Origin of the sequence: Meridianimarinicoccus zhengii (genome assembly GCF_003254465.1) — a bacterium.
GTDB classification, from domain to species: Bacteria; Pseudomonadota; Alphaproteobacteria; order Rhodobacterales; family Rhodobacteraceae; genus Meridianimarinicoccus; species Meridianimarinicoccus zhengii.
On the sequence record NZ_QDFI01000008.1, the window covers coordinates 72,977 to 98,060 of the forward strand.

Sequence of the window (25,084 nt, forward strand, 5' to 3'; positions counted from 1 at the left end):
GGCTTGACCGGGCCGCCGCGTGCGTGGGCAACGGCCGGATCGAGGGCAGGCGGTTGGCGCGGGCGGGCGGTTCAGTACCGCCCCGCCGCGCGCATCAGGGCATCCACCCGGTTCTGCGCCGCGGCGAGCGCATCGGGGATGGTGGCGTCGCCCGTCAGCATCCGGTGGATCTCCACCCCCAGCACGTCGAGGATGCCCTGGAATTCCGGCACCGGCGGCCGTGGCCAGATCTGCAACTCGCCGCGTTTCTCCATCGCGTCCACCCGGCTGATGACGCGGCTCATGGCCTGCACCTCCGGGTCGGCGGAGGTGGAAAAGCGCGGGCTCGTCAGGTTGCCGTTCTGGACATACCATTTCATCATCTCGGGACGGTTCAGGTATTCCATCACCTTCCACGCCCGCGCCGTGCGCGGCGTATCGAGCCCCGCAGGCAGTGCCAGCGAGAAACCCCCGATGGGCGACACGGGCCGCGCGCCCGCCCCCGACGGATGCGCCACGCAATCCACCCGGCCATGGGCGCGTGCCGTTTCGTCCAGCTCGAACGCCGCCGCGCGGATCGTCCAGCCATAGCACATGGCGGCCTGACCCGCGGCGAAGACGGCGATCTGCCGATCCCAGTTGCATTTCAGGCTGTCGCGGTGGCTGTAATCCAGCAATTCGCGCAGGAAATGCGCGCAGGCATGCCCGGCCTCGGTATCGATCATGGGGCGGAAATGCGCGCCCTCGATCCTGTCGGTGTCGAAATCCGGGCCCAGCGGTGCCAGGTCGATGACCGGCTGGCCGAAATCCGCCAGCGTCTGCACGAAGGTATGGGCGACCGGGATGCCGCGCCCGTAATTCATCACGATCCCCGACAGGTCGCGGGCCGACCGGTGCAGGGTGCGCGCCGCGAACAGCACGTCATCGGTGGAGGTTGGCTGGCCCAGCCCGGCCTCGGCGAACAGATCGGTGCGATAGAACAACACCTCGGGCGTGGGCTGCACGGGCAGGCCGAACTGCCGCCCGCCATAGGCCGATCCTTTCCACGCCGCCGAATGGAAATCCGAACTGGCATAGCGTTCGGCGGCGATGATGTCGTCGAGTGGCTGGATGATCCCTTCGCTTGCGAGTTGCCCGATCCACGGAAGGTCCACCGCGATCAGGTCATAGGCGGAATTGCTGCGCGCATGGTTGTCCATGATTTCGCGGTGCAGCGCGTCGAGCGGCAGGGTCACGACCTCGACATGGGTGCCGCACAGCTCGTTCAGGTTGGACGAGAAATCGCTGAGCGTCTTGAAGGTCGGGTCCACCGGCGACAGGATGCGTACCCGTTTGTCGAAGCCGACGCCCACCCGCATCGCCGCCGGGTAGGACAGGATGCGCGAGGCCATGTAGTAGCCGCCGAAATAGAAATCGTCCATCCCGTCGCCGCCCGACGAGAAGCCGAAGGTCTGGCCGACCAGTGCCTTGAGTTGCAGCGCGTAGGCTTCGAACTCGGCCACCAGCTTGCGCGTGGGGTGCAGCGAGAACGACTTGCCCGACACCGACCTTGGCCGCCGCAGCAGGTAGCCTTCGTCGATCAGGTCGGTGATCCGCCGCATCGCGGTGCCATACGGCACGCCCGCGGCACTGGCCGCCGACGTGATCGTCAGCAGCCGCCCGTCGAGATGCCGTTGCATCGCATAGGAGATGATGTTCCAGCGTGCATCCGTTCTGGACAGGGCGGTGCGGCTTTCGGCGATGCCGCGCGCCTTGTCCACGAAACTCAGGATACGCAGCATTTCCTCGCGTGTCATGATGTGCCTCCCCCTGCGCGGCGTTCAGCGATACCCGGACCCGTGGCCCGGGTGAAACCGAAACCTGTCCAGATCTGACATTTCCGCCGTTATGGCGGGGCGCCGGGTGTGAAACCCTGCCATCAAGGCGGTGCGCAGGCCGGGTGCAGACCCGGCGCTACAAGACGCCGCGAAGGGAGGACCGGAATGAGCGAGACCTACGATTTCGTCGTGATCGGGGCCGGGTCGGCGGGCTGCGTGGTGGCGGGTCGGCTGTCCGACGCCGGGCACCGCGTACTGTTGCTGGAGGCAGGCGGGCCGGATCGCAATCCGTGGATTCACATCCCCCTCGGGTATGCGCGGCTCTATGCCAATCCGAGCGTCAACTGGTGCTACACCTCGGAACCCGAACCCAACCTGAACGGGCGGCGGCTGTTCCAGCCGCGGGGCAAGGTGCTGGGCGGCACCGGGTCGATCAATGGCATGATCTACATGCGCGGCCAGCCCGAGGATTTCGACGGCTGGGTCGCCATGGGCTGCCCGGGCTGGAGTTGGCCCGAGGTGCTGCCCTATTTCCGAAAATGCGAGGACCAGGAACGCGGCGCGGACCAGTTCCACGGTGCGGGCGGCCCGGTGTCGGTGTCCGACTTGCCCACGCCCCACAAGCTGGGGGAGGCGTTCCACGCGGCATCCGAAAAACTCGGCAGCCCGCGCAACGACGATTTCAACGGCGCGGCCCAGCTTGGCACCGGCTATGTCCAGACGACCACGCGCAAGGCGCGGCGCTGGTCCACCGCGCAGGGTTATCTGCGGGGGCGCATGGCGCGCAATATCGACGTGAAGACCCGCGCGCTGGTGGAACGCATCAACGTCGAGAACGGGCAGGCCGTGTCGGTGACGTGGAAGGGCCCCGAAGGCCGCCGCACAACCGCGCCCGCGCGCGAGATCATCCTGTGCGGCGGGGTCTACAACTCGCCCCAGGTCCTCATGCGGTCGGGGATCGGGCCTGCCGACCACCTCAAGGCCCACGGGGTCGATGTGATCCACGACCTGCCCGACGTGGGCGACCATCTTCAGGACCATTTCGGCATCGGTGCGGAATACGAAAGCCGCGAGAAGAGCACGGTCAACGATATCTACAACAACCCGCTGAAGGGCGGGCGGGAACTGCTGCGCTATCTTCTGTTCCGCACCGGGCCGTTCGCGGACAATGGCAACTATTCCAACACCTTCATCCACACGCACCCGGACATCCCCACGCCCGACATGATGGTGACCTTCATGGCGTGGTGCACCGGCGAGGATCTGAAGCCGCGCCCGTTTTCCGGCTTCACGATCCTGGCCGAACATATCCGCCCCAATGCGCGCGGGCACGTCCGGCTGACCGGACCGCGCCCGACCGATCCGCCGTCGATCCGGTTCAACTTCCTCGAAACCGAAGCGGACCAAGAAGCCGCGATCGCGGGCCTGAAATTCGCCCGCGCCATCGCCCGAACGAACCCGATGGCCGCTTGCGTGAAGCGCGAACTGACACCGGGGCCGGAGGCCGAAACCGACGCCGATCTGCTGGCGCATTGCCGCGCGAACGGGCTGTCGCTGCTGCATGGCGTGGGCACCTGCCGCATGGGTCCGGCGGGGGCGGCGGTTGTCGATCCGCGGCTTCGGGTGCACGGTGTCGGCGGGCTGCGCGTGGTCGATGCGGCGATCATGCCGCGGATCGTGTCGGGCAATACCAACGCCGCGTCCATCATGATCGGGGAAAAGGGGGCGGACATGATCCTTGAGGATGCAAAGACAGGGGTGGCGGCGCAATGACCAAGACACTCGGGCTGGCGCTTCTGGGCGCGGGGCGCATGGCCCATGTCTATGGCCCCAAGATCGCGGCCCATCCCGACCTGCGGCTGGTGCGCGTCTACAATCACCGGATGGCGGGGGCGCAGGCGGCGTGCGACGCCTATGGCGGCTCGCCGTCCGACGACCTCGCGGTGACGCTTGCCGATCCGGGCGTTGATGCCGTGGTCATTGCCACGCCCTCGAACACCCATCTTGAATACATCACAGCGGCGGCGGAAGCGGGCAAGCCGATCTATTGCGAAAAGCCGCTGGAACTCACGATGGACCGCACGCGGGCCAGCCTCGACGTGTTGGCGCGCCATCCGGTGCCCTTCATGCTGGGGTTCAACCGCCGGTTCGACCCGGACAACGCGGCGCTGCGCGCGGCGGTGCAGGCGGGTGAGATCGGCAAGCTGACCTTCCTGATGAGCTGGAGCCGCGAACCAAGCCCCCCGCCCATCGACTACGTGCGCGGGTCGGGCGGGTATTTCATCGACGCCACGATCCACGACATCGATCTTCTGTGCTGGATCGCGGGCGAACGTCCGGTGGAGGTTCAGGCCGCCGCGTCGTGCCTGTTCGACCCGCAGATCGGGGCGGAGGGCGACGCGGACGCGACCATGACGACACTGAAATTCCCCTCGAGTGCCCTCGCGCATGTGAACAACTCCCGCCAATGCGCCTATGGCTTCGACCAGCGGCTGGAGGCGTTCGGGACGCGCGGCATGGTGCAGACCGGCAACCACCGCGACGATCCGCTGGTGCGCTGGACCGGCGATGTGACCGAAGCGCGGGCGCCGTTGAAGCATTTCTTCCTTGAACGCTATGACGCGAGTTTCCATCACGCGCTCGATGCGTTCCGCGCGGCGCTGGAGGGCGGCACCGCCCCCGAACCCTCCGCCGATGACGGGCGCGCGGCGCTGGCCATCGCGCTGGCTGCGGCAGAGTCGTCGCGCACCGGGCAGGCCTTGCGGCCAGATTACGGTTGAGGACCTGCGACTCGGCACGCCTGCCCACTACCGCAAGCCGCCGTGTCTTGATCTCGGTCAAGGCATGGCGCAGCATTCACATTCATCAGGCGTGATGTGACTTGCAGAGGACAACCATGAAACAGACCGCTTTCACGCGGCCCCACCCGGCCGCAGGGATGCGCGCGGCACTGCCGGGGCGCGGCAGCGCATGACCCTTCCCGACGCGCAGGACCGGCTGGAACATTTCCCGATATCGTTCTTCGCTGCCGTGCTGGGGCTGGCGGGGCTGACGCTCGCGCTGCACGCCGCGTCGGCCTTGCTACCCTTGGCGGGGGCGGCGTCCAGCGTGATGCTGGGTGTCACGGTGATCGCGTTCCTCGCCATCGGGGCCGTCTATGCCCGCAAGGCGCTGCGGCACCCGGCGGCGGTGGCTGCGGAATGGCAGCACCCGGTGAAGCTGGCGTTCTTTCCGGCGATCTCGATCTCGCTCATGCTGATCGCCACGGCGCTGGCGCCGGACCGGCCGGATATCGCCCGTCCGCTCTGGCTGCTGGGCGCGGTGCTTCAGGCCGGGCTGACGCTGGCGGTGGTGTCGTGCTGGATCGGACACCGTCCGTTCCAGCCGATGCACATATCGCCCGCATGGTTCATTCCGGCGGTGGGCAACGTGGTCGTGCCGGTGGCGGGGCCCTCGCTGGGCTTCGTGGAACTGTCCTGGCTGTTCTTCTCGGCGGGGCTGATGTTCTGGGCCGTGCTGCTGACGCTGGTGATGAACCGGCTGATCTTTCACGATCCGCTGCCGGGACGGCTGCTGCCCACGCTGGCCATCCTGATCGCACCCCCCGCGGTGGGATTCCTGTCGTGGCTGTCGCTCAATGGCGGGCAGGTCGATGCGGGCGGGCGGCTGCTTCTGAACCTCGCCTATGTCTTCGCGGCCATCGTGGCGATGCAGGCGCCGAAATTCCTCAACCTGCCTTTCGCGCTGTCATGGTGGGCGCTCAGCTTTCCGGTTGCGGCGCTGACCATCGCCAGCCTGCGCTTCGGTGCGCTCGCGGGATCGGCGTTCCATACCGGGCTCGGGCTGGCTTTGCTGGCGCTTCTGGTCGTGATCGTGGCCGCGCTGATGCTGCGCACCGGCCGCGCCATCGCCGCGCGCCAGATCTGCCTGCCCGAGTGATGGCGGCCTGAACCGGTACCCCGGCCCGGCGCCGGGGGCACCGGACGGGGTTGCCTGTCACGCCGCCGTCACGGAAAAGGTGTTGAACGCCGGGAATGCTGCCACGCGGCATGGCGCAGTGACGAACAGGCAAGAAGGACAAGACAGGCATGAAGGTCATCATTCTGGGCGGCGACGGGTTCTGCGGCTGGCCCACGGCATTGCATCTGTCGAAGCGCGGCCACGAGGTCATCATCGTGGACAACCTGTCGCGCCGGAAGATCGACGTGGAGCTTGAGGTCACCTCGCTCACCCCGATCCGCCCGCTGGGTGAGCGTCTGCGCGCGTGGCACGAGTTGACCAACCACACGATCCGGGCAGAAAGCTTCACGGTGGGCGAACATTATCACCGGCTCCTGACGCTCCTGCGCGAGGAAAAGCCGGACGCCATCGTGCATTTTGCCGAACAGCGCGCGGCCCCCTATTCGATGAAATCGTCTGCTCACAAGCGCTACACCGTGTCCAACAACCTGAACGCCACGAACGACGTGCTGGCCGCGATCGTCGAGAGCGGGCAGGACATACACCTTGTCCATCTTGGAACCATGGGCGTCTATGGCTACGGCACGGCGGGCATGAAGATCCCCGAAGGCTACCTGCAGGTGCAGGTCGCCACGGAGCACGGGCCACACACGCAGGATATCCTCTATCCCGCCAACCCCGGTTCCATCTACCACATGACCAAGACGCAGGATCAGCTGTTCTTCTTCTTCTATAACAAGAACGATGGCGTGCGGATCACCGACCTGCACCAGGGGATCGTCTGGGGCACCCAAACCGAAGAGACGCAGATGGACGAGCGGCTCATCAACCGCTTTGATTATGACGGCGATTACGGCACGGTGCTCAACCGGTTCCTGATGCAGGCGGCGGTCGGCTATCCGCTGACCGTGCACGGCACGGGCGGGCAGACGCGGGCCTTCATCCATATCCAGGACACCTGCCGCTGCGTGGAACTGGCGCTGACGAACCCGCCCGCGCAGGGCGACAGGGTCAACATCCTCAACCAGATGACCGAAACCCACCGGGTGCGGGATCTGGCGGCGATGATCGCGGACCAGACCGGGGCCGAGGTGGCGATGGTCGAAAACCCCCGGAACGAGGCGGCCGAAAACGACCTGCACGTCACGAACGACACGTTCCTCGAACTGGGCCTGAACCCGATCACGCTGGAGGCCGGTCTTCTGGCCGAGGTCACGGACATCGCTCGCCGCTACGCGGACAATTGCGACCGGACCAAGATCCCCTGCGTGTCGCGCTGGCGCTGACGGTCGCCGCATTGCCGTGATGCTGGCCGGGGTCTTGCGGGTGACAGTGACCGGGCGCGGGTAAATGACCCGCGCCGCATCCCACAGCGATATGGTCAGAGCCGCGAGGTGACGATCCGTCCGTCCTTGACGATCATCGCCAGCGACTCGTGGGGCGTGTCCAGCCAATCGAGCCCCGTTTCCGGGTCCGCATCCACCACCAGCAGGTCTGCCAGCGCGCCGGGCGCGATCACGCCCAGCGGCCCGTCATAAGGCGCGCGCCCGCCCGACATGGCCAGCAGGTCGCCGGCGGCGCCCGTGGCCATGCGCAGCGCCGCGAGCGGTGCCATGAAGCGCGTCAGCTTGGCCAGTTGCCGCCCCTGCGTCGCGGCCCCCGCGGGATTCATCAGAACGTCCGTGCCGAAGGCCATGTTCACGCCTTCCGCCTGTCCCATCTCGAACGCCTGCACGGTGCCGCGCGCCACTTCGTCGCCCTTGGCCTGTTGCGCCGGGTTGCTGCGCGGGTTCGCGTCGGCGTCGCCGAGGAACGGCTGGATCGACCACCACGCCCCTTCGTCGCGCATCATCCGGACGGTGTCGAGATCGGCCAGTTGTCCGTGTTCGATGGACCGCACGCCCGCGCGCAGGCAGCGCTGGATGCCCGCCGGGGTATAGACATGGGCGCAGACATAGGTGCCCCAGTCCGACGCCGCCTGCACCGCCGCCTGCATCTCGTCCTCGGTGAATTGCAGGCTTTCGAGCGGGTCGTAGACCGAGGTGACGCCGCCCCCCGCCATGATCTTGATCTGCGACGCGCCCTTCATCAGTTGCTCGCGCGTGCGCCGCAGCACCTCGGCCCGTCCGTCTGCGATGGCGGCGACACCCGCGCGTTCGGCGTAGGACAGGTCGTCGGGGCGGCGGGGCAGGTCGCTGAGAAACCGGAAATCCCCGTGCCCCGATGTCTGCGAGATCATGGCGCCCGACGGAAATATCCGTGGCCCCGGCAGGGCGCCCGCATCGATCGCCTGTTTCAGCCCGAAGGCCGGACCGCCCGTGTCGCGCACGGTGGTGAAGCCGCGCCGCAGGGTCGCAGCGGCCTCGCGCCCCGCCATCAGGTGCACGAACCCGATATCGGCGGCCATGGCCTGTCGCTGGGTGACGCCCGCCAGCGTCGTGTGCCAATGGGCATCGATCAGCCCCGGAATTACCGCGCGCCCGCCGCAATCGATCACGCGGGCATCCTCTGGCCCGTCGTCATCCGCGCGGGGCAGGCCGGCGATCCGGTTCCCCTGCACAAGGATGTCGCGCCCGGCCTGCATCTCCAGCTGCTGCCCGTCGAAGAACCGCAGGTTGCGCAGGCGGACTGGCTGGCCCTGAGGTTGCGCATGGGCATCGTCGGCGCCCAGTCCGAAACCCGCGAACATGCCCACGACCGCGGCGGCACCGCCCATCATCCGGCGCCGGTCCAGGTCGGCGGCGATGCGGGCAAAGGCGGCCTGTGTCGCCGGTGCGCCGCACAGGCAGGGATCGATCCCGACGGCGCGTCCCGTGACGGGATCGTGGCAGACCTGGCACATGGGCTATCCCCTCTCGACTTGGCCTGCGCGCAACACAGCATGCCCGTCCCGGGCGCGCAACCGTGCGGGCGCCCGGTCCCGGCGCCATGCCGCGGCGATGGCGGCCCCATGTGCAACCGGAACGCCACTGTGCTAGGCGATGCGCGCCCGATACCCGGCCCCGGGGCCGGGGACGGTTCGGGGCGGGTGGTGCAGGTCGGGGTTGTCAAGACGCTGTCATGCGCGCTTGCCATGACGCGGCCGGTGGCACGAGGGGAGAAGGCATGGCGATCGAACTGGACGGCGTGGCGAAGGCCTTCGGCACCCATGCGGCCGTGCGGGGCGTGTCGCTTGCGATGGCGCCGGGGGAATTCGTGGCGGTGGTCGGCGCGTCCGGCTGCGGCAAGAGCACGCTGCTGCGGCTTATCGCGGGGCTGGAACGGTGCGATGCCGGGCGCATCGCCGTCAACGGGCGCGTGCTGTCCGATGCCACACGGCATCTTCCGCCCGAGGCGCGGGGCGTGGGCGTGGTGTTCCAGTCCTACGCGCTCTGGCCGCACATGAACGTCACCGACAACGTGGCCTTTCCCGTGCAGGCGGCAGGGCAGGGCCGGGCGGCGGCGCGCGCAGCGGCCGCGGACCATCTGGCGACCGTCGGCCTGACGGAATTCGCCGGGCGCCGCCCTGCGGACCTGTCGGGCGGACAGCGGCAACGGGTGGCGCTGGCGCGCTGCCTTGCGCAGGGGGCGGACACGATCCTGATGGATGAGCCGCTGGCCAATCTCGATCCCCATCTGCGCGCCGCGATGGAAGAGGAACTGGCCGGTTTCCACGCGCGGACGGGGGCGAGCGTGGTCTACATCACCCATGACCAGCGGGAGGCGTTCGCCGTGGCCGACCGGATCGCCGTGATGGCCGACGGGCGTATCCTGCAATGCGCCCCGCCCGAGGACATCTATGCCCGCCCCGACAGCGTCGCGGTGGCGCGGTTCATCGGGCGCGGGGCGATCCTGCGCGCGCGCCGGTCGGGAGACCGCGCCGATCTGGGGCCTGTGCAGGTGCCGGTCGCGGGTCCCGGTCAGGGCGGCGACGTGCCCGTGCTGATCCGGCCTGATGACGTGGTGCTGGCGCCGGGCGCGCCGGTCGCGGGGCAGGTCATGGCGGCGCTCTATCGTGGCGGCGCGTGGGAGGCACGGGTCGCGGTCGCAGGTCTGGCCGAGCCGCTGGTCGTGACCGCCCGCACCCGTATCGCAGCGGGGGAGGAGGTCGCGCTGGCGATCACCGGCAGCTGGGCGATGGCGGGCTGACCGCGCTCCGCCGCAGCGGGGCGCCGCGGTTTGCCTTCTTTCCCGACAGCCGGGGATGGACCGGGTAGGACCCATTCCACGGTGTCCCGGACAGGGTACATCGGAACACCCGCGCGCCGCCGTCGAGGCGACAGCCGTTACATCCGCCAGGGGATGACGCCGGGCGGTAGCCAGCGCCCCGCCCGGTCGAGAAGCCCCATCAGCACCGCCGTCGCCGCCACCGTCACCACCGCCATCGCTGCCGCAATGGTCGTGTAGCCGCCGTTTTCATAGTTGAAGATCGTGGTCCCAATGGTCTCGTTGCCGGTGGACCACAGAAGCGCGGACACCGTGATCTCGTTATACGCGGTCAGGAACACGAGTATCGCGCCAGAGGCGGCGGCGGGTGCCACCAGCGGTGCGAAGATCCGCCCCATGCGCCGCCCGAAGCCCGCGCCGGACACGCGCGCGGCATCGTCGAGTGCGGGGTCGAGCTGCGCATAGGCTGCCAGAACCGGCTTCAGCGCTATGGCGGCGAAGGCCGCGAGATACGCCAGCGCGATGATCCACAGCGTGTTGTAGAGTGACACGCCCAGCACCGGCAGCGGCCGCAGGAAGGCAAGGATGAAGGCGATGGACAGCACGATCCCCGGCACCGCGTAGCTGAGTTCAGCCGCCGTGGCGAAGGCGCCGCCCGCGCGCCGCGCCACCCGTACTCGCGCCGTGACGAAATACCCGGCGAGCACGGCGAGCCCCGCCAGCGCCACCCCCGCGCCCCCCGCGGTCAGGGTGGAATTGCCGAAGGCCCGCAGCGTCGCCTGCTGCCGAACCAGCACTTCGCGGAAATTGTCGAGCGTGACCGTGTCCACATTTAGCGGCACGCCGAAGGCGGGGACCAGCGCCGTGGCGGTCAGCGCGCTCAGCGGCAGGACCAGCACCGCGAAGACATAGGCGGCCAGCGCCGCCTCGGCCCATGGCCGCGCGCGCCCGAGCGCGAAGGTGAGCGGCGCCTGCGCCGTGCCGATCAGCCGCGTGCCCGCCCGCCGCATCAGCGCCATCTGCGCCGCGACGGCGGCCAGTGCCACGGCGGCCATCAATGCGGACAGCACGGCGATTGCGGGCAGCATGCCTGGCCCGAAGGATGCGAGCCGCTGCCAGATCAGCACAGGCAGCGTGGTGTAGCGCCCCGGGATGCCCAGCAGCGCCGGGATGCCGAAATTGCCGAGTGCGGCGACGAAGGCCAGCGCCCCGGCGGCCAGCAGCGTGGGCGCCAGCAGCGGCAGGATCACCCGGCCCAGCGTCCGCCCCGGTCCCGCTCCGGCGACCCGCGCGGCATCCACCACCTCGCGCGGGAGCACGCGCAGGCCGGTCAGCACCAGCAGGAAAGTCAGCGGCGTGTGTTGCAGCGCCAGAAGCGCGATCACCCCGCCGCGGGAATAAAGCGGGTTGGGACTGCCCGGCGCGGGCGCGATCCCCAGCACGCCTAGCAGCGGGCTGGTGGGGCCGGTGGTCTGGGTCCAGGCGATGGCGGTTACATGGGGCGGCACCATCATCGGCAGCAGGATCGCGAAGACCAGAAGCCCCTTGGCGCGGATGTCGCTGACCGCAACGGCCAGCGCGAGCGCGGTGCCGATACACAGCGCGGCGATAGCGGATACCGCCGCGCTGTCCAGCGAATTGACCAGGGCTGCGCGCACCGCCCGGCTGCCGAGCGCGTCGGCCAGCGGTGCAAGGCTTGCCCCCTCGGGGCCGGTCAGGGCCTGCCGGAACAGCAGGCCCATGGGCAGCACGAACAGGCACGCGCCAAGCGCAAGAAGGGCGGCGAGGGTTGCCGCCTCGCCGCCCGTCATGCTGTCGCGCCGTGCGGCCAAGTCAGCCGCCGAACATCTCGGTGAATCGCAGCTTGTTCGCCTGATCCTCGGCCAGCGCGCGCGCCGGGTCGAAATCCAGCAGCCGGATCTCGGACCGCGGCGGGAAGCCTTCGGGCGGGGTCACGTCCGGGTGCGCGGGCAGATAGCCCTGCGCTGCGGCGAGTTCCTGCCCCTCGCGCGACAGGATGAAATCGACGAAGGCCTTCGCGGCCTCAGGGTTGGCGGCAGAGGACAGGATCGCGACGGGTTCGGTGACGTAGCTCACGCCCTCCTCGGGGAAGACGAAGCCCACCGGCGCCCCGGCGGCCGCGGCCCGGATCGGCAGGAAATCCACGACCATGCCATAAAGCTTCTCGCCGCCCGCGACGGCCTGCTGCACGCCGCCATTGCCGCCCTGCGCAAGCGCGCCCTGATCGGCCAGCGATTCGTAGTATTCCCAGCCGAGATCGGGATGACCCGTCAGCGACACCATGTGGATCGTGGCCGCCCCCGATGTCAGCGGCGACGGCATCGCGATCTGGTTCTCGGCCTCCGGCGCCAGCAGGTCCGCCCAGGAGGTCGGGACCATGTCCGCCGCGGTGTTGTAGACGATGCCGGTGGTGATGAGCTTGGTGGAGAACCAGAATTTCTCTGGGTCCATCGTGCCGGGATCGTAGGCCGAGATATCCGCGTCGGGATGCGCCATCAGGCGGCCCTGCGACTTCATGCCCTCCATCGTCACCGAATCCGCGATCAGCAGCACGTCGGGTTGCGGCGCTCCCGCGGCGAATTCGGCCTCCAGCTTGGCGAGCACGTTGGTCGTACCGTCGCGGAACCATTCCACCTCCACGCCCGGATGGGCGGCGGTGAAGGCATCGACGGTCTGCTGCGCGTCCGCGTTGGGCTGCGACGTGTAGAGCACGAGCGTGCCAGACGGGTCGGCCTGCGCGCCCGTTGCCATGGCGGCCAGAAGCGCCGCCCCGATAATCCGTGCCTGTGTCATCCGTGTCATCCTTTTCTCCGGTGGTGGATCACGCGGGGCATAGCAGCGGTTTGTGACGCTTTCTTACAGCTTCCGTCGGGAATATCCGCTCAGACGCCGTCGGCGACCTGGGCGACCTGGTTGAACAGCGACGGGATGAACTGCGACACGACGCGGTTCCACTTGGTGATCGGCTGTTCCTCGATGAAGATGAAGTCGTTGGGCCGCAACTGCATCTGCGTGGCAAGGATCAGGTTGCCGGGGTTGCGGGCGTCGAGATGATAGGCCCGCACGGCGCCGCCGGTGCCGAAGCCGCGCAGAAGATAGATCTGGGACGGGTTGCCCTGCGATGTGCGGAACCCGCCCTCGGCATAGATCGCGTCCGCCAGCGTGCCGACCCGTTCATAGGGCAGCGGGATACGCCCCTGCTGGACGACTTCGCCCACGCGGTAGACATAGTCGCGCTCCAATGCGTCAAGCTCGGTCAGCGCCGCGAAATTGTCGCGCTCTTCCTGAAGCCGGGCGCGGCGGATGGTGAATTCGGTCTCCAGTTGGTCCAGCACGTTGGCGCGCGCCTGGTTCTCGGCGGTCACGAGCGCAAGCTGATCGCGAAAATACTGCTGCGCGCGGTCCAGTTCGTATTCGGTGTCCACGAAGACCGCGTCGCCATCCGTCAGCACGATCTGCTGCAACCGCGCTTCCCTCAGGAATTGCGACAGCGGGATCTGGTAAAGCGTGCCGTCCCGGAACAGCCGGATCGAGGCATAATCCTGATCCGGTGCCACGATCCCGCCCGCGATCTGCAGCGCCTCGCGCAGGCGCAGGGGTTGCAGCGTGATCGGGACTAGCGCGGGCTGGCCCACGGCGCCGCCCACGGACACGCGCTTGGAATTGAACTCGGCGATCTCGAGGCTGAAGCTGGGATCGAGCCCTGCCGCCACGAGCGCCTGGAACACGGACGCCTCGGCGTCCTCGACGGTCAGGCCCGCGACCTGCACGCGGCCTGCTTCGGGGATGGCGATGGTGCCGTCGTCCTGCACGGTGTAACCCTGCCGCCGGCTTTGGGCGGCAAGAATGCCGGTCAGCGCCTCGGATTCGGTCGCGGGTGCCGTGGTGGCCAGCAGCAGCACGTCCGCGATCCCGATGCGGTAGGGGCCGGAGGATACCGGGGGTGGCACGCGCAGTTCCAGCGCCGGGGGCTGCTGGTCGGCGCGCCCGGGTGCGGCGGGCAGGTCGAGCAGTTCGCTGCGGTCCGGCGCGTTGGCCGTCTGCCGGAACGCTGCGGGCACCCGGCGCGGTGCATAGGGCGACGCGTTGGCCGCCGCGATGGCATCGGGGGTCATCGAAACCACCACCACATCGACAGGTGCCGCCGCATTGCGCGACGCGGGCGCGACCGATGGCGCGATATAGGCGGCCCCGCAGCCCGACAGGCAAAGCGCGAGGCACATCAGGATACGGGGCATGGTCAAAATCTTTCCGGCGGGACGCGTCTATCGCAGGTGGTAAAGCACAGCCGGGACCGCACAGGCAACCTGCCGCGCGCCTGTTGTTGACCCGGCGTGCCCGATCGCCACACCTTTGCAAGCCGGGGCTTGTCTCGTCCGGTGTGGGGGCGATAAATGCGAAACGGCACCACCATGACGGGACAAGGCCGATGTCAGCGGATCATGACGGGATGTGCCGCGACGCTGTCGCGGGTCGGCTGGACCCGGACAACTGGTTCGCGGCGCAGCTCAAGCCGAATGCGCTGCGGATCGCACTGCGCAATCTCGGCAGGCAGGGCTTCGCGGCCTTCGCACCGCGCATGATCGCCGTGCGGCGCCAGGCGGGGCGCGTGACCCGGCGGGCGGAGCCTGTCTTTCCTGGTTACGTCTTCGTGCAGTTCGACCCGGCTCGGCCCGGCTGGCGTTCGGTGAACGCCACGCAGGGGATCACCCGGCTGGTGACGGGCGACCCGCGCGCACCGCGCCCGCTGCCACGCGGGTTCATGGCCGCAATGATGGACCGCTGCAACGCCGCGGGCCTGTTCGTGCCCGAACCTGCGCTGGCGGTCGGCGACCGGGTGGAAATGACCGACGGCCCCTTCACCGCGTTGGTCGGGCGGGTCGTGGAACTCGACCGCGACGGGCGCGTGCGGGTGATGATGGAGATCCTTGGCGGGGAAACGCCGGTCTCGACGACGGACGCGCATCTGCGCCGGGTCGGCTGACGGTCGGGCCGGGCGGGGTCAGGCCGGTGCGGGGTCCGGCCCGGTATCCTGCGCGGCAATGTCCTCGGTGACCATGGCGGCGGTTTCGGGCGTCATCGCGCGGACGGGCGGGGTCACCATGAAGGCGCCCTTGTCCGCCTCGGGTACGGCGGCGCGCAAGGCCATCCGCGCCAGCGTGAACAGCACCAGCGCCAGATGCGCGCCTAGCGAGGTCATGAAAAGCCCCGTCTCGCCCAGTCGTCCCATGGCGATGCCCGCGACCATCGGGCCGATGATCGACCCCAAGCCGAACACCAGCAAGAGCCCGCCGGAGGTCTGGATGAACTGTCCTTCCACCGCGTGGTCGTTCGCATGGGCCAGGATCACGGGGTACATCGCGAAAACCGATGCGCCGAAGACCGCGGCGAGCGCGAGGTTCATCCCGCGCGTGTCGGGGGCGAGCAGAATGAAAGCCAGGTCCGCCGCCATCGCGACGACGGCCAGCCCCAACAGCACCCGGCGCCGGTCCATCCGGTCCGACAGCCACCCTACGGGCACCTGCGAGGCCGCCCCCGCCAGGATCGGGATGCTGGCAAAGAGCGCGATGGTGGTCAGCACCAGCCCGACCCGGTCGGCATAGACCGCCGCCAGCGTGCCGAAGGCACTGTTGGATATCCCCACGAGAAAAACGCCCGCCACGGCCACCGGCGAATTGCGCCACAGCCGCGGCAGGTCCAGCCGCACGCTGACCAGCGGGTTCGGTGCCGCCGTGGACGAGATTGCCGTAGGCACGAGCGCGGCGCAATAGACCACTGCGGCCAGCACGAAGAACGCGTACCCCGCCGTGCTGCCCAGCGTCAGCACCATCTGCCCCGCCGTGGTCGCGGCAAGGTTCACCATCGTGTAGATGCCGAAGACGCGGCCGCGTGCCGATGCCTCGCTGCGTTCGCTGAGCCAGCTTTCCACGATCATCGCCGCCCCTGCGAAACAGAAGCCCGACACCGCGCGCAGCGGCAGCCACGCCATCGGGTGCAGGATCATCAGCGACAGCAGCACGGCGATGGCCGCAAGTGCGCACATCACCGAAAAGGACCGGATATGCCCGACGCGCCCTACCAGCCGCGGGGTCAGGATGCAGCCCGACACGTAGCCGATGGCCCAGCCCGTGCCCAGAAGCCCCAGCGACGTGGCGCTGAACCCTTCCGCCGACCCGCGCACGGGCAGCAGAAGCGCATTCATGCCGCCCGCGAACAGCAGCAGCGCCGAGCCGAGCAGCAGGGCGGCGATCGAGAACAATTGCCGAGTCATGGCGCGACGCTAGCCGAGCCGCCGCCCGGACGGAACCCCGCCGGACCGGTCGAGCGCACCACGGGGGCGCGGCAATGCGTCGGTTCGGCATGACCCAGCGGCATGGTAACGGAGGCCGCAAGGGGTGCGGTGATTGCCCGCGCCTGCACTTCGACGGAAACGGTGGCGCAGGCCATCATTGTGTACTACGGTATGCCGCAGAATAACCAAGGCTGGGATCCCATGACCACAGACGCAACACCCGACATCATCTACACCAAGGTTGACGAAGCGCCCGAACTGGCCTCGGCCTCGCTTCTGCCGATCATCCGCAGCTTCGCCAGCGCGGCGGGCGTCAGCGTGGGCACGAAGGACATCTCGCTCGCCGGGCGTATCCTCGCGGCATTCCCCGAGAAGCTGACGGATGCACAGCGCCAGTCCGACGATCTTGCGGAACTGGGTGAACTGGTGAAGACGCCCGGCGCGAATGTCATCAAGCTGCCGAACATCTCGGCATCCGGCCCGCAGCTCAATGCCGCCATCCGCGAATTGCAGGGGCAGGGCCATGCCATCCCCGACTACCCCGACAATCCCGCAACGGAAGAGGAAAAGGCCGCCCGCGCGAAATACGATGCGATCAAGGGCTCGGCCGTGAACCCGGTCCTGCGCGAGGGCAATTCCGACCGCCGCGCGGCCACCGCCGTGAAGAAATTCGCACAGGCCAACCCGCACCGCATGGGCGACTGGACCGCGGACAGCAAGACGCGCGTGGCCTCCATGTCGGGGGGCGATTTCTTCTCGAACGAAAGCTCGGCCACATTGGACAAGGCCGTGACGGTGAAGATCGTCCTGACCGCCGCGGACGGGACCGAGACGGTGCTGAAAGACGGGCTGAGCTATCCGGCGGGCACGGTCGTCGATGCCACCTTCATGTCGGCTGCCGCGCTCGATGCGTTCCTGGCGGACGAGATCGAGAAGACCAAGGCCGAGGGCGTGCTGTTCTCCATCCACCTCAAGGCCACGATGATGAAGGTCTCGGACCCGATCATCTTTGGCCATGCGGTCAAGACGTTCCTGAAGCCGGTGTTCGAGACATTCGGCGACGATCTTGCATCCCTTGGCGTCAACCCGAATTACGGGCTTGGCGACCTGCTGGCGAAGGTGAAGGACCGCACTGACATCCTGTCGGCCATCGAGGCCTGCATGGCCGACCGTCCGCCGATGTACATGGTCGACAGCGACCGGGGCATCACCAACCTGCATGTGCCGTCGGACGTCATCATCGACGCGTCCATGCCAGCGCTGATCCGCGCGGGCGGCAAGGGCTGGGGCCCGGACAACACCGAACACGACGCGGTCTGCGTGATCCCCGACAGCAGCTATGCGCCCGTCTATGACGAGACGATCCGCTTCTTCAAGGAACACGGCAAGCTGAACCCGGCCACCGCCGGGACGGTCCAGAACATCGGCCTGATGGCGCAGAAGGCCGAGGAATACGGCAGCCATCCGACCACCTTCGAGATCCCCGCCGACGGCGTGGTGCGGATGGTGCTGGAGGACGGCACGGTCCTGCACGAACACACCGTCGCGGCAGGTGACATCTGGCGGTCGGCCAGCGCGCGCAAGGCGCCCATCGAAGACTGGGTGAAACTGGCCATCGACCGCCAGAAGGCCGAAGGCTGCCGGGCAATCTTCTGGCTGGACGAAAACCGCGCCCATGACGCGGAGTTGATCGCCTATGTGAAGCCGATCCTCGAAGCCCATGGCGTTTCCGACAAGTTCGAGATCATGGCCCCCCGCGAAGCGACCCGCGCCAGCTTCGAGACGATCACGAAGGGCGAGACCTGCATCGCGATCACCGGCAACGTGCTGCGCGACTACCTGACCGACCTGTTCCCGATCCTGGAACTGGCGACCTCGGCCAAGATGCTGTCCATCGTCAAGCTGATGCAGGGCGGCGGGCTGTTCGAAACCGGCGCCGGCGGGTCGGCCCCCAAGCATGTCCAGCAATTGCACGCGGAAAACCACCTGCGCTGGGACAGCCTTGGCGAGTTCTGCGCGCTCGGCGAGAGCTTCAAGTTCCTTGCCGACCAGACGGACAATGCCAAGGCGCGGGTGCTGGGGGAGGCTGTGGAGATCGCCACGCAGGGCGTGCTCGACCATGACCGCAGCCCGGGCCGCAAGGTCGGCCAGCCCGACAACCGCGACAGCCATTACTGGTTCGCCCGCTACTGGGCCGAGGCACTGGCCGCGCAGTCAGACGACGCGGATCTCGCGGCGCATTTCGCCCCGGTGGCCAAGGCGCTGGCCGATGGCGAGGCGGCGATCCTGTCGGAACTGCACGCGGGCCGCGGGCAACCGGTCGATCTTGGGGGCTACTACCACGGCGACGCGGACAAGACGGCAGCGGTGATGCGCCCCTCGGCGACGCTGAACGCGATCATCGGCTGACCGAAAACGCGTGCCGCCGGGTCCTTTATCGCAGGCCCGGCGGCATGTCCTGAATTCTGCGCCCGCGCGCTGCGATGATGGCGCGCAGGTGGGCCAATGGGGCGGCCCGGCTATCCGCCGGTCGCCGCGCGATACCACGCCGCGATTTCCTGCCGCGCCTCCGGGTCCATCTCGAACGCGTTCGGCGGGGGCATGGCATGGCTGCGCCCGGCCTGCATATAAACCTGCCGCGCGTGGCGGGCGACATCCGCCTCGGTCTCCAGTACCACGCCCTTGGGCGGCCAGTGCATCCCGGCCCAGCCCGGTTCGCGGGCGTGGCACATGGAACAGTTCCCGATCACGGCGAAATAGGCGTCGTCGAACCCGTCCGCTTCGACGAAGCGCCGCTCCTGCGGGGTCAGGTCGCGCGCCTGGGCCTCGGCCACGTCCGCGGGCGTGCCCAGCGACGACAGCCACGCGATCGCCACCATGATGAGCGCGGTGGCGGCCCAGGTCCAGTTCGGCCCCTTGCCCGTCGCGTGCATCGTGTTGAAATAGTGCCGGATGGTGACGCCGGTCAAGAAGATCAGCGACGCGATGATCCACGCATATTGCGTGCCGAACGAGAGTGGGTAGTGGTTCGACAGCATCAGGAAGATGACCGGCAGGGTCAGGTAATTGTTGTGCGTCGACCGCAGCTTGGCGATCTTGCCGTATTTCGCATCCGGCGTGCGCCCGGCCTTCAGGTCCGCCACCACGATCCGCTGGTTCGGCATGATCTGGAAGAACACGTTGCCGGTCATGATCGTGGCGGTGAACGCGCCCAGATGCAGCAGCGCCGCGCGCCCCGTGAAGACCTGATTGTAACCCCATGACATCGCCACGAGGATGACGAACAGGATCAGCATCAGCAGCGTGGGGTTTTCCCCCAGCTTCGACTTGCACAGCGCGTCATAGGCCAGCCAGCCCACGGTCAGCGAGGCGGCAGAGATCGCGATGCCCTGCCACAGCGCAAGGTCCGCCTTGGTCGGGTCGAGCAGGAACAACTCGCCCCCGACCCAGTAGACGATCATCAGCAGCGCCGCGCCCGAGACCCACGTGATGTAGCTTTGCCATTTGTGCCAGATCAGGTGCTCCGGCATGTTCTCGGGCGCCACCAGGTATTTCTGGATGTGGTAGAACCCGCCGCCATGGACCTGCCATTCCTCGCCATGGGCGCCTTTCGGCATGTTGGGCGCGGGCTTCAGGCCCAGATCGAGCGCGATGAAGAAGAACGAGGCCCCGATCCACGCCATCGCGGTGATGACATGGAGCCAGCGGACGGAAAAGGCGATCCAGTCCCAGATGACGGCAAGATCGAACATGGCGTGACACTCCCATATGCTTTGCCGGGACCGTAGCCGAGCGGGGTTTCTTCTGCTATTTGCGCCGTAAACCAAGCAGCATCAAAAAAATCCGAAGAATGTCCTATCTCGCCAATATCAGAACCTTCGTGCGTGTCTACGAACTGGGCAGCATGTCGGCCGCGGGACGGGATCTGCGCATTTCCTCGGCGGTGACCTCGGCCCGGATTTCACAGCTGGAGGATCATCTGGGTGTGCGGCTGTTCCAGCGCACCACGCGCAGCCTGACTCCGACGGAACAGGGGCGGGCGTTCTATCGGGGGGCGACGGCGATCCTCGACGCTGTGCAGGATGCCGAAGCGCAGATCGCGAGCATCACGGAACACCCGCGCGGGGCGCTTTACGTAGCGGCGCCGCTGGGGGTGGGGCGGCGGCTGATCGCGCCGCAGGTGCCCGCGTTTCTTGAGGAATACCCGGAGGTCAGTCTGCGCCTGCGCCTGACCGACCGCAGGATCGACCTGACGACCGAGGGGTTGGACCTGGCTTTTTTCCTCGGCCAGCCCGAGGACAGCACGCTGCGCATCCGCAAGATCGCCGATGTGCCGCGGGTGCTATGTGCTTCACCGGCCTACATCGCCGCGCGGGGGATGCCGCGGGACGGCGATGCGCTGGTGGCCGAGCGGCACGAATGCCTGAACCTGCGCTTTCCGGGTGCGACCGAATTCCAGTGGCCGCTCGTCACGCCCACGGGCCCGCGCCGCTTTCCGGTCGCCGGACGGTTCGAATGTGACGATGGCGACGTGCTGACCGCCTGGGCGCTGGACGGGCAGGGGATCGCGCTGAAGCCCGTGTTCGAGGTCGCCGAACATCTTGCCACCGGGGCGCTGGTGCCCGTGGCCCGCGACACGCCGCCCGAGCCGATCCAGATGGCGTGCCTTTATACCCACCGCCGCCAGCAGGATCCGAAGACGCGGCTCTTCATGGAATTCGTGATCGCGCGGATCGCCGGGGCGGTGCAGGCGGCGGCGTGACGGATCAGCTTCCGCGATAGGTGGCGTAGCCGAAGGGCTGCAACAGCAGCGGCACATGGTAGTGCGATGCCTCGGACATCCCGAAGCGGATCGGAATCACGTCGAGAAATCGCGGCTCTTCCGGCGGCAGGCCGACCGCATCCAGATACGCACCCGCATGGAAAACCAACTCATAGGTGCCGGGTTCGAACTCCTCCGCCGGCAGGATATGGCTGTCGGTGCGCCCGTCGGCATTGGTATGCAGGGTCCGCAGATGCACAGGCGTTCCGCTTTCCATACGGAAAAGCTCGATCTTCAGGCCCTGCGCGGGCAGGCCGCGCGCGGTGTCCAGAACATGGGTTGTCAGGTAGCCGGTCATGGTGCCCCCTTGGCTGGTGTCTACCTGTACTATCCGCGTCCTGCGGCCAAGGGCAAAGCCCCCGGCACTTGACGCTCCTTTCGGGTTTTTTTGAAAGTGGCGCGGCATCTTTCGGGATATGAACATATGAAAATCGGAGGCACATCATGGCACCACGTTATCCCCGCGACCTGGCCGGTTACGGCGCGACCCCCCCCGGCGCGGCATGGCCCAACGGCGCTGCGATCGCCGTGCAGATCGTGCTGAACTTTGAGGAAGGCGGCGAGAACAACATCCTGCACGGCGACCCGGCGTCCGAGGCGTTCCTGTCGGAAATCACCGGCGCCGCGGCCTGGCCCGGCCAACGCCACTGGAACATGGAATCGATCTACGAATACGGCAGCCGCGCCGGTTTCTGGCGGCTGCACCGGATGATGGGCGACCTGCCGGTGACGGTCTATGGCGTGGCGACCGCGCTGGCGCGGGCACCCGAACAGGTGGCGGCGATGCAGGCCGCCGGGTGGGAGATCGCCAGCCACGGGCTGAAATGGATCGAACACAAGGACATGCCCCCCGAGGGCGAGCGCGCCCAGATCCGCGAGGCGATCCGGCTGCACGCGGAGGTGACGGGCAGTGCGCCGCGCGGCTGGTATACCGGGCGCTGTTCCATGAACACGGTCGATCTGGCCGCGGAGGAAGGTGATTTCGCCTATATCGCGGACAGTTACGCGGACGACCTACCCTATTGGGTCACCGCCGGGGGCAAGGACCAGCTTATTGTGCCCTACACGCTCGACTGCAACGACATGCGCTTCGCCATCCAGGCCGGCTTCACCCATGGCGCGGATTTCGAGGCGTATCTGAAAGACAGCTTCGACCTGCTTTATGCGGAGGGGCAGTCGGGTGCGCCGAAGATGCTGTCCATCGGGCTGCATTGCCGTCTGGCCGGTCGGCCGGGGCGGGCCATCGCGCTGAAACGCGCACTCGACCACATGAAGTCCCATGACGGTGTCTGGTTCGCCACCCGCGAACAGATCGCGGATCACTGGGCCGCGACGCACCCGCCCGCACACGGCGACCGCCCGTCGCAGATGGATCGCGACAGCTTCGTCGCGGCCTTCGGCGGTATCTTCGAGCATAGCCCCTGGGTCGCCGAGCGCGCGCACGAGATGGAGCTTGGCCCCCACAGCGACCGTGCCGCGGGGCTGCACGCCGCGATGGTGCGGGCCTTCCGAGCTGCCAGCCCGGACGAACGGCTGGGCGTGCTGACGGCGCATCCCGACCTTGCGGGCAAGCTGGCCGCGGCGAAGCGCCTGACGGCCGAGTCGACGGCCGAACAGGCCAGCGCCGGTCTCGACGCGCTGACCGACGCCGAGCGGGCGGAATTCACCGCGCTGAACGATAGCTACACGGCGAAGTTCGGGTTCCCCTTCATCATCGCCGTGCGTGACAACACCAAAGCGTCGATCATGGCCGCCTTCCGCGCGCGGCTGGACAACGACCGCGACACGGAACTGGCCACAGCCTGCGCCCAGGTCGAACGCATCGCCGAACTGCGCCTGATCGAGAAGCTTGGCGCATGAGCGGGACGATCCGGATCGAACCCTTGACCGCCGCGGCCTTCGCGCCGTTCGGCGACGTGCTCGACGCGTCGGGTACGCCGGACAAGATCATCAACCAGGGGATGTGCGACCGGCATCACGACCGTGCGCGACTTGATTTCGGGGACGGGCGGGCCGGGATCAGCGTCTTCGACGCGGTGCCGCGCAGCCTGCCCCATACGCTCGACATGGTGGAACGGCACCCGGAGGGAAGCCAGGCGTTCCTGCCCATGACCGCCGCGCCTTTCCTCGTGATCGTGGCGCCGGACGACAATGGCACCCCCGGCACGCCGCGCGCGTTCCTCAGCGCAGCGGGGCAGGGGTTCAACCTGCATCGCGGGGTCTGGCACGGCGTGCTGACCCCGCTCGGCGCGCCCGGCCTCTGCGCGGTCGTGGACCGCATCGGTTCCGGCCCGAACCTTGAGGAACACTGGTTCGCCACGCCCTGGACCATCACGGACTGACACCAGCGCGCGGCAGGAGGAGCCGCGCGCATAACGGGAGGAGACCCCCAGAATGGCCGATACATCCATAGGAACGCCGGAACAGCTCCGCGATCCGAACTACACCCCGCCGCTGGTCAAGGCCGTGCCGCTGGGCATCCAGCACGTCATGGCGATGTTCGTGTCGAACGTGACGCCCGCGATCATCGTCTGCGGTGCCGCGGGCTTCGGCTTCGGGTCGAACTCGCCCGACTTCCCGCAGATGATCTACATGATCCAGATGTCGATGTTCTTCGCCGGCATCGCGACCCTGTTCCAGAGCATCGGGGTCGGCCCGGTGGGCGCGCGGCTGCCCATCGTGCAGGGCACGTCCTTCGCCTTCATCCCGATCATGATTCCGATCGTGGCAGGCAAGGGCGTGGATGCCATCGCGGTGCTGATGGGCGGCGTGTTCGTGGGCGGGCTGTTCCACGCGGTGCTCGGGCTGTTCATCGGGCGCATCCGTTTCGCGCTGCCGCCGCTGGTGACCGGACTCGTCGTGACGATGATCGGGCTCGCGCTCGTGCAGGTCGGCATCCAGTATGCGGCGGGCGGCGTGCCGGCCATCGGGACCGAGGCGTATGGCTCGGCCATCAACTGGCTGATGGCGGGCACGGTGATCGTGGTCACGCTGGGGCTGAAGTTCTTTGCCCGCGGGATGCTGTCGGTCTCCGCCGTTCTGGTGGGGCTGCTTGCGGGCTATGCGCTGGCCTTCGTGCTGGGGCAGGTCAACCTGTCGAACGTGGGCAATGCCGCGTCCTTCGCCCTGCCCAACCCGCTGCATTTCGGGCTGGAATTCTCGGTCGCGGCGATCGTCGGCTTCTGCCTGATGGCCTTCGTGTCGGCGGTGGAAACCGTGGGCGACGTGTCGGGGATCACCAAGGGCGGCGCGGGCCGCGAGGCGACGGATGACGAGATCCGCGGCGCCACCTTCGCCGACGGGATCGGCACCGCGGTCTCAGGCCTGTTCGGCGCGCTGCCCAACACGTCGTTTTCGCAGAACGTGGGCCTGATCGCCATGACCGGCGTCATGAGCCGCCATGTCGTGACCATCGGTGCGCTGTTCCTGATCCTGTGCGGGCTCGTGCCCAAGATCGGGGCCGTGATCTCTTCGGTGCCGATCGAGGTGCTGGGCGGTGGTGTGATCGTGATGTTCGGCATGGTGGTCGCGGCGGGGATTTCCATGCTGTCGGACGTGCACTGGAACCGGCGCAACATGGTGATCTTCGCCATCGCCCTGTCGCTGGGTCTGGGGCTGCAACTCGAACCGGGTGCGCTGCAGCATCTGCCGGGCACGGTGCAGGTGCTGGCAACCTCGGGCATCCTGCCCGCGGCGGTGATCGCCATCGTGCTGAACCTTTTGTTGCCCGAGGAACTGGCCGCGGAAGCCACCGAGGAAGTGTCCGGCGGCATGTCCGGCCACAACCGCGGCTCGCTGGGTGAGACGCGCTCGCACTGAGCCCCGCGCCGATACCCTGACGCGGCATCTGGCGGCGCCCCCCTTGCCGGGGCGCCGTTTTCGCTGATCAGGAGGGCTTGCGCCGTGATGGGCGCGGCGTTCCCGTGCGGGCCTTCGTCGGTAGAAGGTCCCGGCGGGTCGCCCTGATGTCGCCCAAAGCCCTAGGCCGTGTCTGCAATCAAGGGATTCCCGTTTGGTCTCATTTCTGATTCAAGATCGAAAACGGAG

General features: G+C 67.9%; 19 protein-coding genes. 11 read left to right on the top strand and 8 right to left on the bottom strand.

Annotation, left to right across the window (positions count from 1 at the left end):
• Positions 1 to 71 precede the first annotated feature (71 nt).
• Entirely contained in the window at positions 72 to 1,775 is a 1,704-nt protein-coding gene (locus tag DDE13_RS04315; protein WP_111401820.1) for an ABC transporter substrate-binding protein, read from the bottom strand.
• Between the two features lie 186 nt (positions 1,776 to 1,961).
• On the opposite strand from DDE13_RS04315, the gene DDE13_RS04320 reads away from it, so the two are divergent.
• From DDE13_RS04320 to DDE13_RS04335, 4 genes are all read left to right on the top strand, one after another.
• Positions 1,962 to 3,569 (top strand): GMC family oxidoreductase, encoded by a 1,608-nt coding sequence (locus DDE13_RS04320; protein WP_111401822.1) that lies wholly within the window; start codon positions 1,962 to 1,964, stop codon positions 3,567 to 3,569.
• Entirely contained in the window at positions 3,566 to 4,576 is a 1,011-nt protein-coding gene (locus DDE13_RS04325; RefSeq protein ID WP_111401824.1) for a Gfo/Idh/MocA family protein, read from the top strand. Before DDE13_RS04320 ends, DDE13_RS04325 begins: the two co-directional genes overlap by 4 nt.
• Before the next feature lie 190 nt (positions 4,577 to 4,766).
• Positions 4,767 to 5,735 (top strand): SLAC1 anion channel family protein, encoded by a 969-nt coding sequence (locus tag DDE13_RS04330; protein WP_111401826.1) that lies wholly within the window; start codon positions 4,767 to 4,769, stop codon positions 5,733 to 5,735.
• Positions 5,736 to 5,884: 149 nt separating this feature from the next.
• Complete coding sequence (locus DDE13_RS04335) at positions 5,885 to 7,042, top strand: NAD-dependent epimerase/dehydratase family protein (protein WP_111401828.1); 1,158 nt, start codon at positions 5,885 to 5,887, stop codon at positions 7,040 to 7,042.
• 95 nt (positions 7,043 to 7,137) lie between these two features.
• Here the strand turns inward: DDE13_RS04335 and DDE13_RS04340 are convergent, their stop codons facing one another.
• The gene (locus DDE13_RS04340) at positions 7,138 to 8,598 is read right to left on the bottom strand and encodes a metal-dependent hydrolase family protein (protein ID WP_222626028.1); all 1,461 of its coding nucleotides are present in this window, start codon (positions 8,596 to 8,598) and stop codon (positions 7,138 to 7,140) included.
• Positions 8,599 to 8,861: 263 nt separating this feature from the next.
• Between DDE13_RS04340 and DDE13_RS23545 the strand changes: the two genes are divergently transcribed.
• A complete protein-coding gene (locus DDE13_RS23545; protein ID WP_111401830.1) occupies positions 8,862 to 9,884 on the top strand; it encodes an ABC transporter ATP-binding protein in 1,023 nt (340 codons plus the stop codon).
• Between the two features lie 137 nt (positions 9,885 to 10,021).
• On the opposite strand, the gene DDE13_RS04350 is transcribed toward DDE13_RS23545, so the two are convergent.
• The 3 genes from DDE13_RS04350 to DDE13_RS04360 form a co-directional block, all read right to left on the bottom strand.
• Positions 10,022 to 11,734: an ABC transporter permease gene (locus DDE13_RS04350; RefSeq protein WP_235868581.1), complete on the bottom strand. Its 1,713-nt coding sequence runs from the start codon at positions 11,732 to 11,734 to the stop codon at positions 10,022 to 10,024.
• 1 nt (position 11,735) lies between these two features.
• On the bottom strand, positions 11,736 to 12,716 hold the full coding sequence (locus DDE13_RS04355; RefSeq protein ID WP_111401870.1) for an ABC transporter substrate-binding protein: 981 nt from the start codon (positions 12,714 to 12,716) through the stop codon (positions 11,736 to 11,738).
• An 89-nt stretch (positions 12,717 to 12,805) separates the two neighbouring features.
• Positions 12,806 to 14,161, bottom strand: a complete 1,356-nt coding sequence (locus DDE13_RS04360; protein WP_222626029.1) for a polysaccharide biosynthesis/export family protein — start codon at positions 14,159 to 14,161, stop codon at positions 12,806 to 12,808.
• A 191-nt stretch (positions 14,162 to 14,352) separates the two neighbouring features.
• On the opposite strand from DDE13_RS04360, the gene nusG reads away from it, so the two are divergent.
• Positions 14,353 to 14,907: a transcription termination/antitermination protein NusG gene (gene nusG, locus DDE13_RS04365; RefSeq protein ID WP_162630849.1), complete on the top strand. Its 555-nt coding sequence runs from the start codon at positions 14,353 to 14,355 to the stop codon at positions 14,905 to 14,907.
• Positions 14,908 to 14,925: 18 nt separating this feature from the next.
• Here nusG and DDE13_RS04370 read toward each other — a convergent pair whose 3' ends face one another.
• Positions 14,926 to 16,194 carry an MFS transporter gene (locus tag DDE13_RS04370; RefSeq protein WP_111401832.1) on the bottom strand — a complete coding sequence of 423 codons (1,269 nt, stop codon included), beginning with the start codon at positions 16,192 to 16,194 and terminating at the stop codon, positions 14,926 to 14,928.
• Positions 16,195 to 16,416: 222 nt separating this feature from the next.
• Here DDE13_RS04370 and DDE13_RS04375 point away from each other — a divergent pair, with 222 nt between their 5' ends.
• The gene (locus tag DDE13_RS04375; RefSeq protein WP_111401876.1) at positions 16,417 to 18,624 is read left to right on the top strand and encodes an NADP-dependent isocitrate dehydrogenase; all 2,208 of its coding nucleotides are present in this window, start codon (positions 16,417 to 16,419) and stop codon (positions 18,622 to 18,624) included.
• A 110-nt stretch (positions 18,625 to 18,734) separates the two neighbouring features.
• On the opposite strand, the gene DDE13_RS04380 is transcribed toward DDE13_RS04375, so the two are convergent.
• Positions 18,735 to 19,967 (bottom strand): urate hydroxylase PuuD, encoded by a 1,233-nt coding sequence (locus tag DDE13_RS04380; protein WP_111401834.1) that lies wholly within the window; start codon positions 19,965 to 19,967, stop codon positions 18,735 to 18,737.
• Between the two features lie 98 nt (positions 19,968 to 20,065).
• On the opposite strand from DDE13_RS04380, the gene DDE13_RS04385 reads away from it, so the two are divergent.
• Positions 20,066 to 20,977, top strand: coding sequence for a LysR family transcriptional regulator (locus tag DDE13_RS04385; RefSeq protein WP_111401836.1), 912 nt, complete (start codon positions 20,066 to 20,068; stop codon positions 20,975 to 20,977).
• A 4-nt stretch (positions 20,978 to 20,981) separates the two neighbouring features.
• On the opposite strand, the gene uraH is transcribed toward DDE13_RS04385, so the two are convergent.
• A complete protein-coding gene (gene uraH, locus DDE13_RS04390; RefSeq protein ID WP_111401838.1) occupies positions 20,982 to 21,335 on the bottom strand; it encodes a hydroxyisourate hydrolase in 354 nt (117 codons plus the stop codon).
• 146 nt (positions 21,336 to 21,481) lie between these two features.
• On the opposite strand from uraH, the gene puuE reads away from it, so the two are divergent.
• From puuE to DDE13_RS04405, 3 genes are read left to right on the top strand one after another with little or no spacing between them, the layout of a single operon-like run.
• On the top strand, positions 21,482 to 22,897 hold the full coding sequence (gene puuE / locus DDE13_RS04395) for an allantoinase PuuE (protein ID WP_111401840.1): 1,416 nt from the start codon (positions 21,482 to 21,484) through the stop codon (positions 22,895 to 22,897).
• Positions 22,894 to 23,379 (top strand): ureidoglycolate lyase, encoded by a 486-nt coding sequence (locus tag DDE13_RS04400; RefSeq protein WP_111401842.1) that lies wholly within the window; start codon positions 22,894 to 22,896, stop codon positions 23,377 to 23,379. Before puuE ends, DDE13_RS04400 begins: the two co-directional genes overlap by 4 nt.
• 52 nt (positions 23,380 to 23,431) lie before the next feature.
• Positions 23,432 to 24,856 (top strand): uracil-xanthine permease family protein, encoded by a 1,425-nt coding sequence (locus DDE13_RS04405; protein WP_111401844.1) that lies wholly within the window; start codon positions 23,432 to 23,434, stop codon positions 24,854 to 24,856.
• Positions 24,857 to 25,084 lie beyond the last annotated feature (228 nt).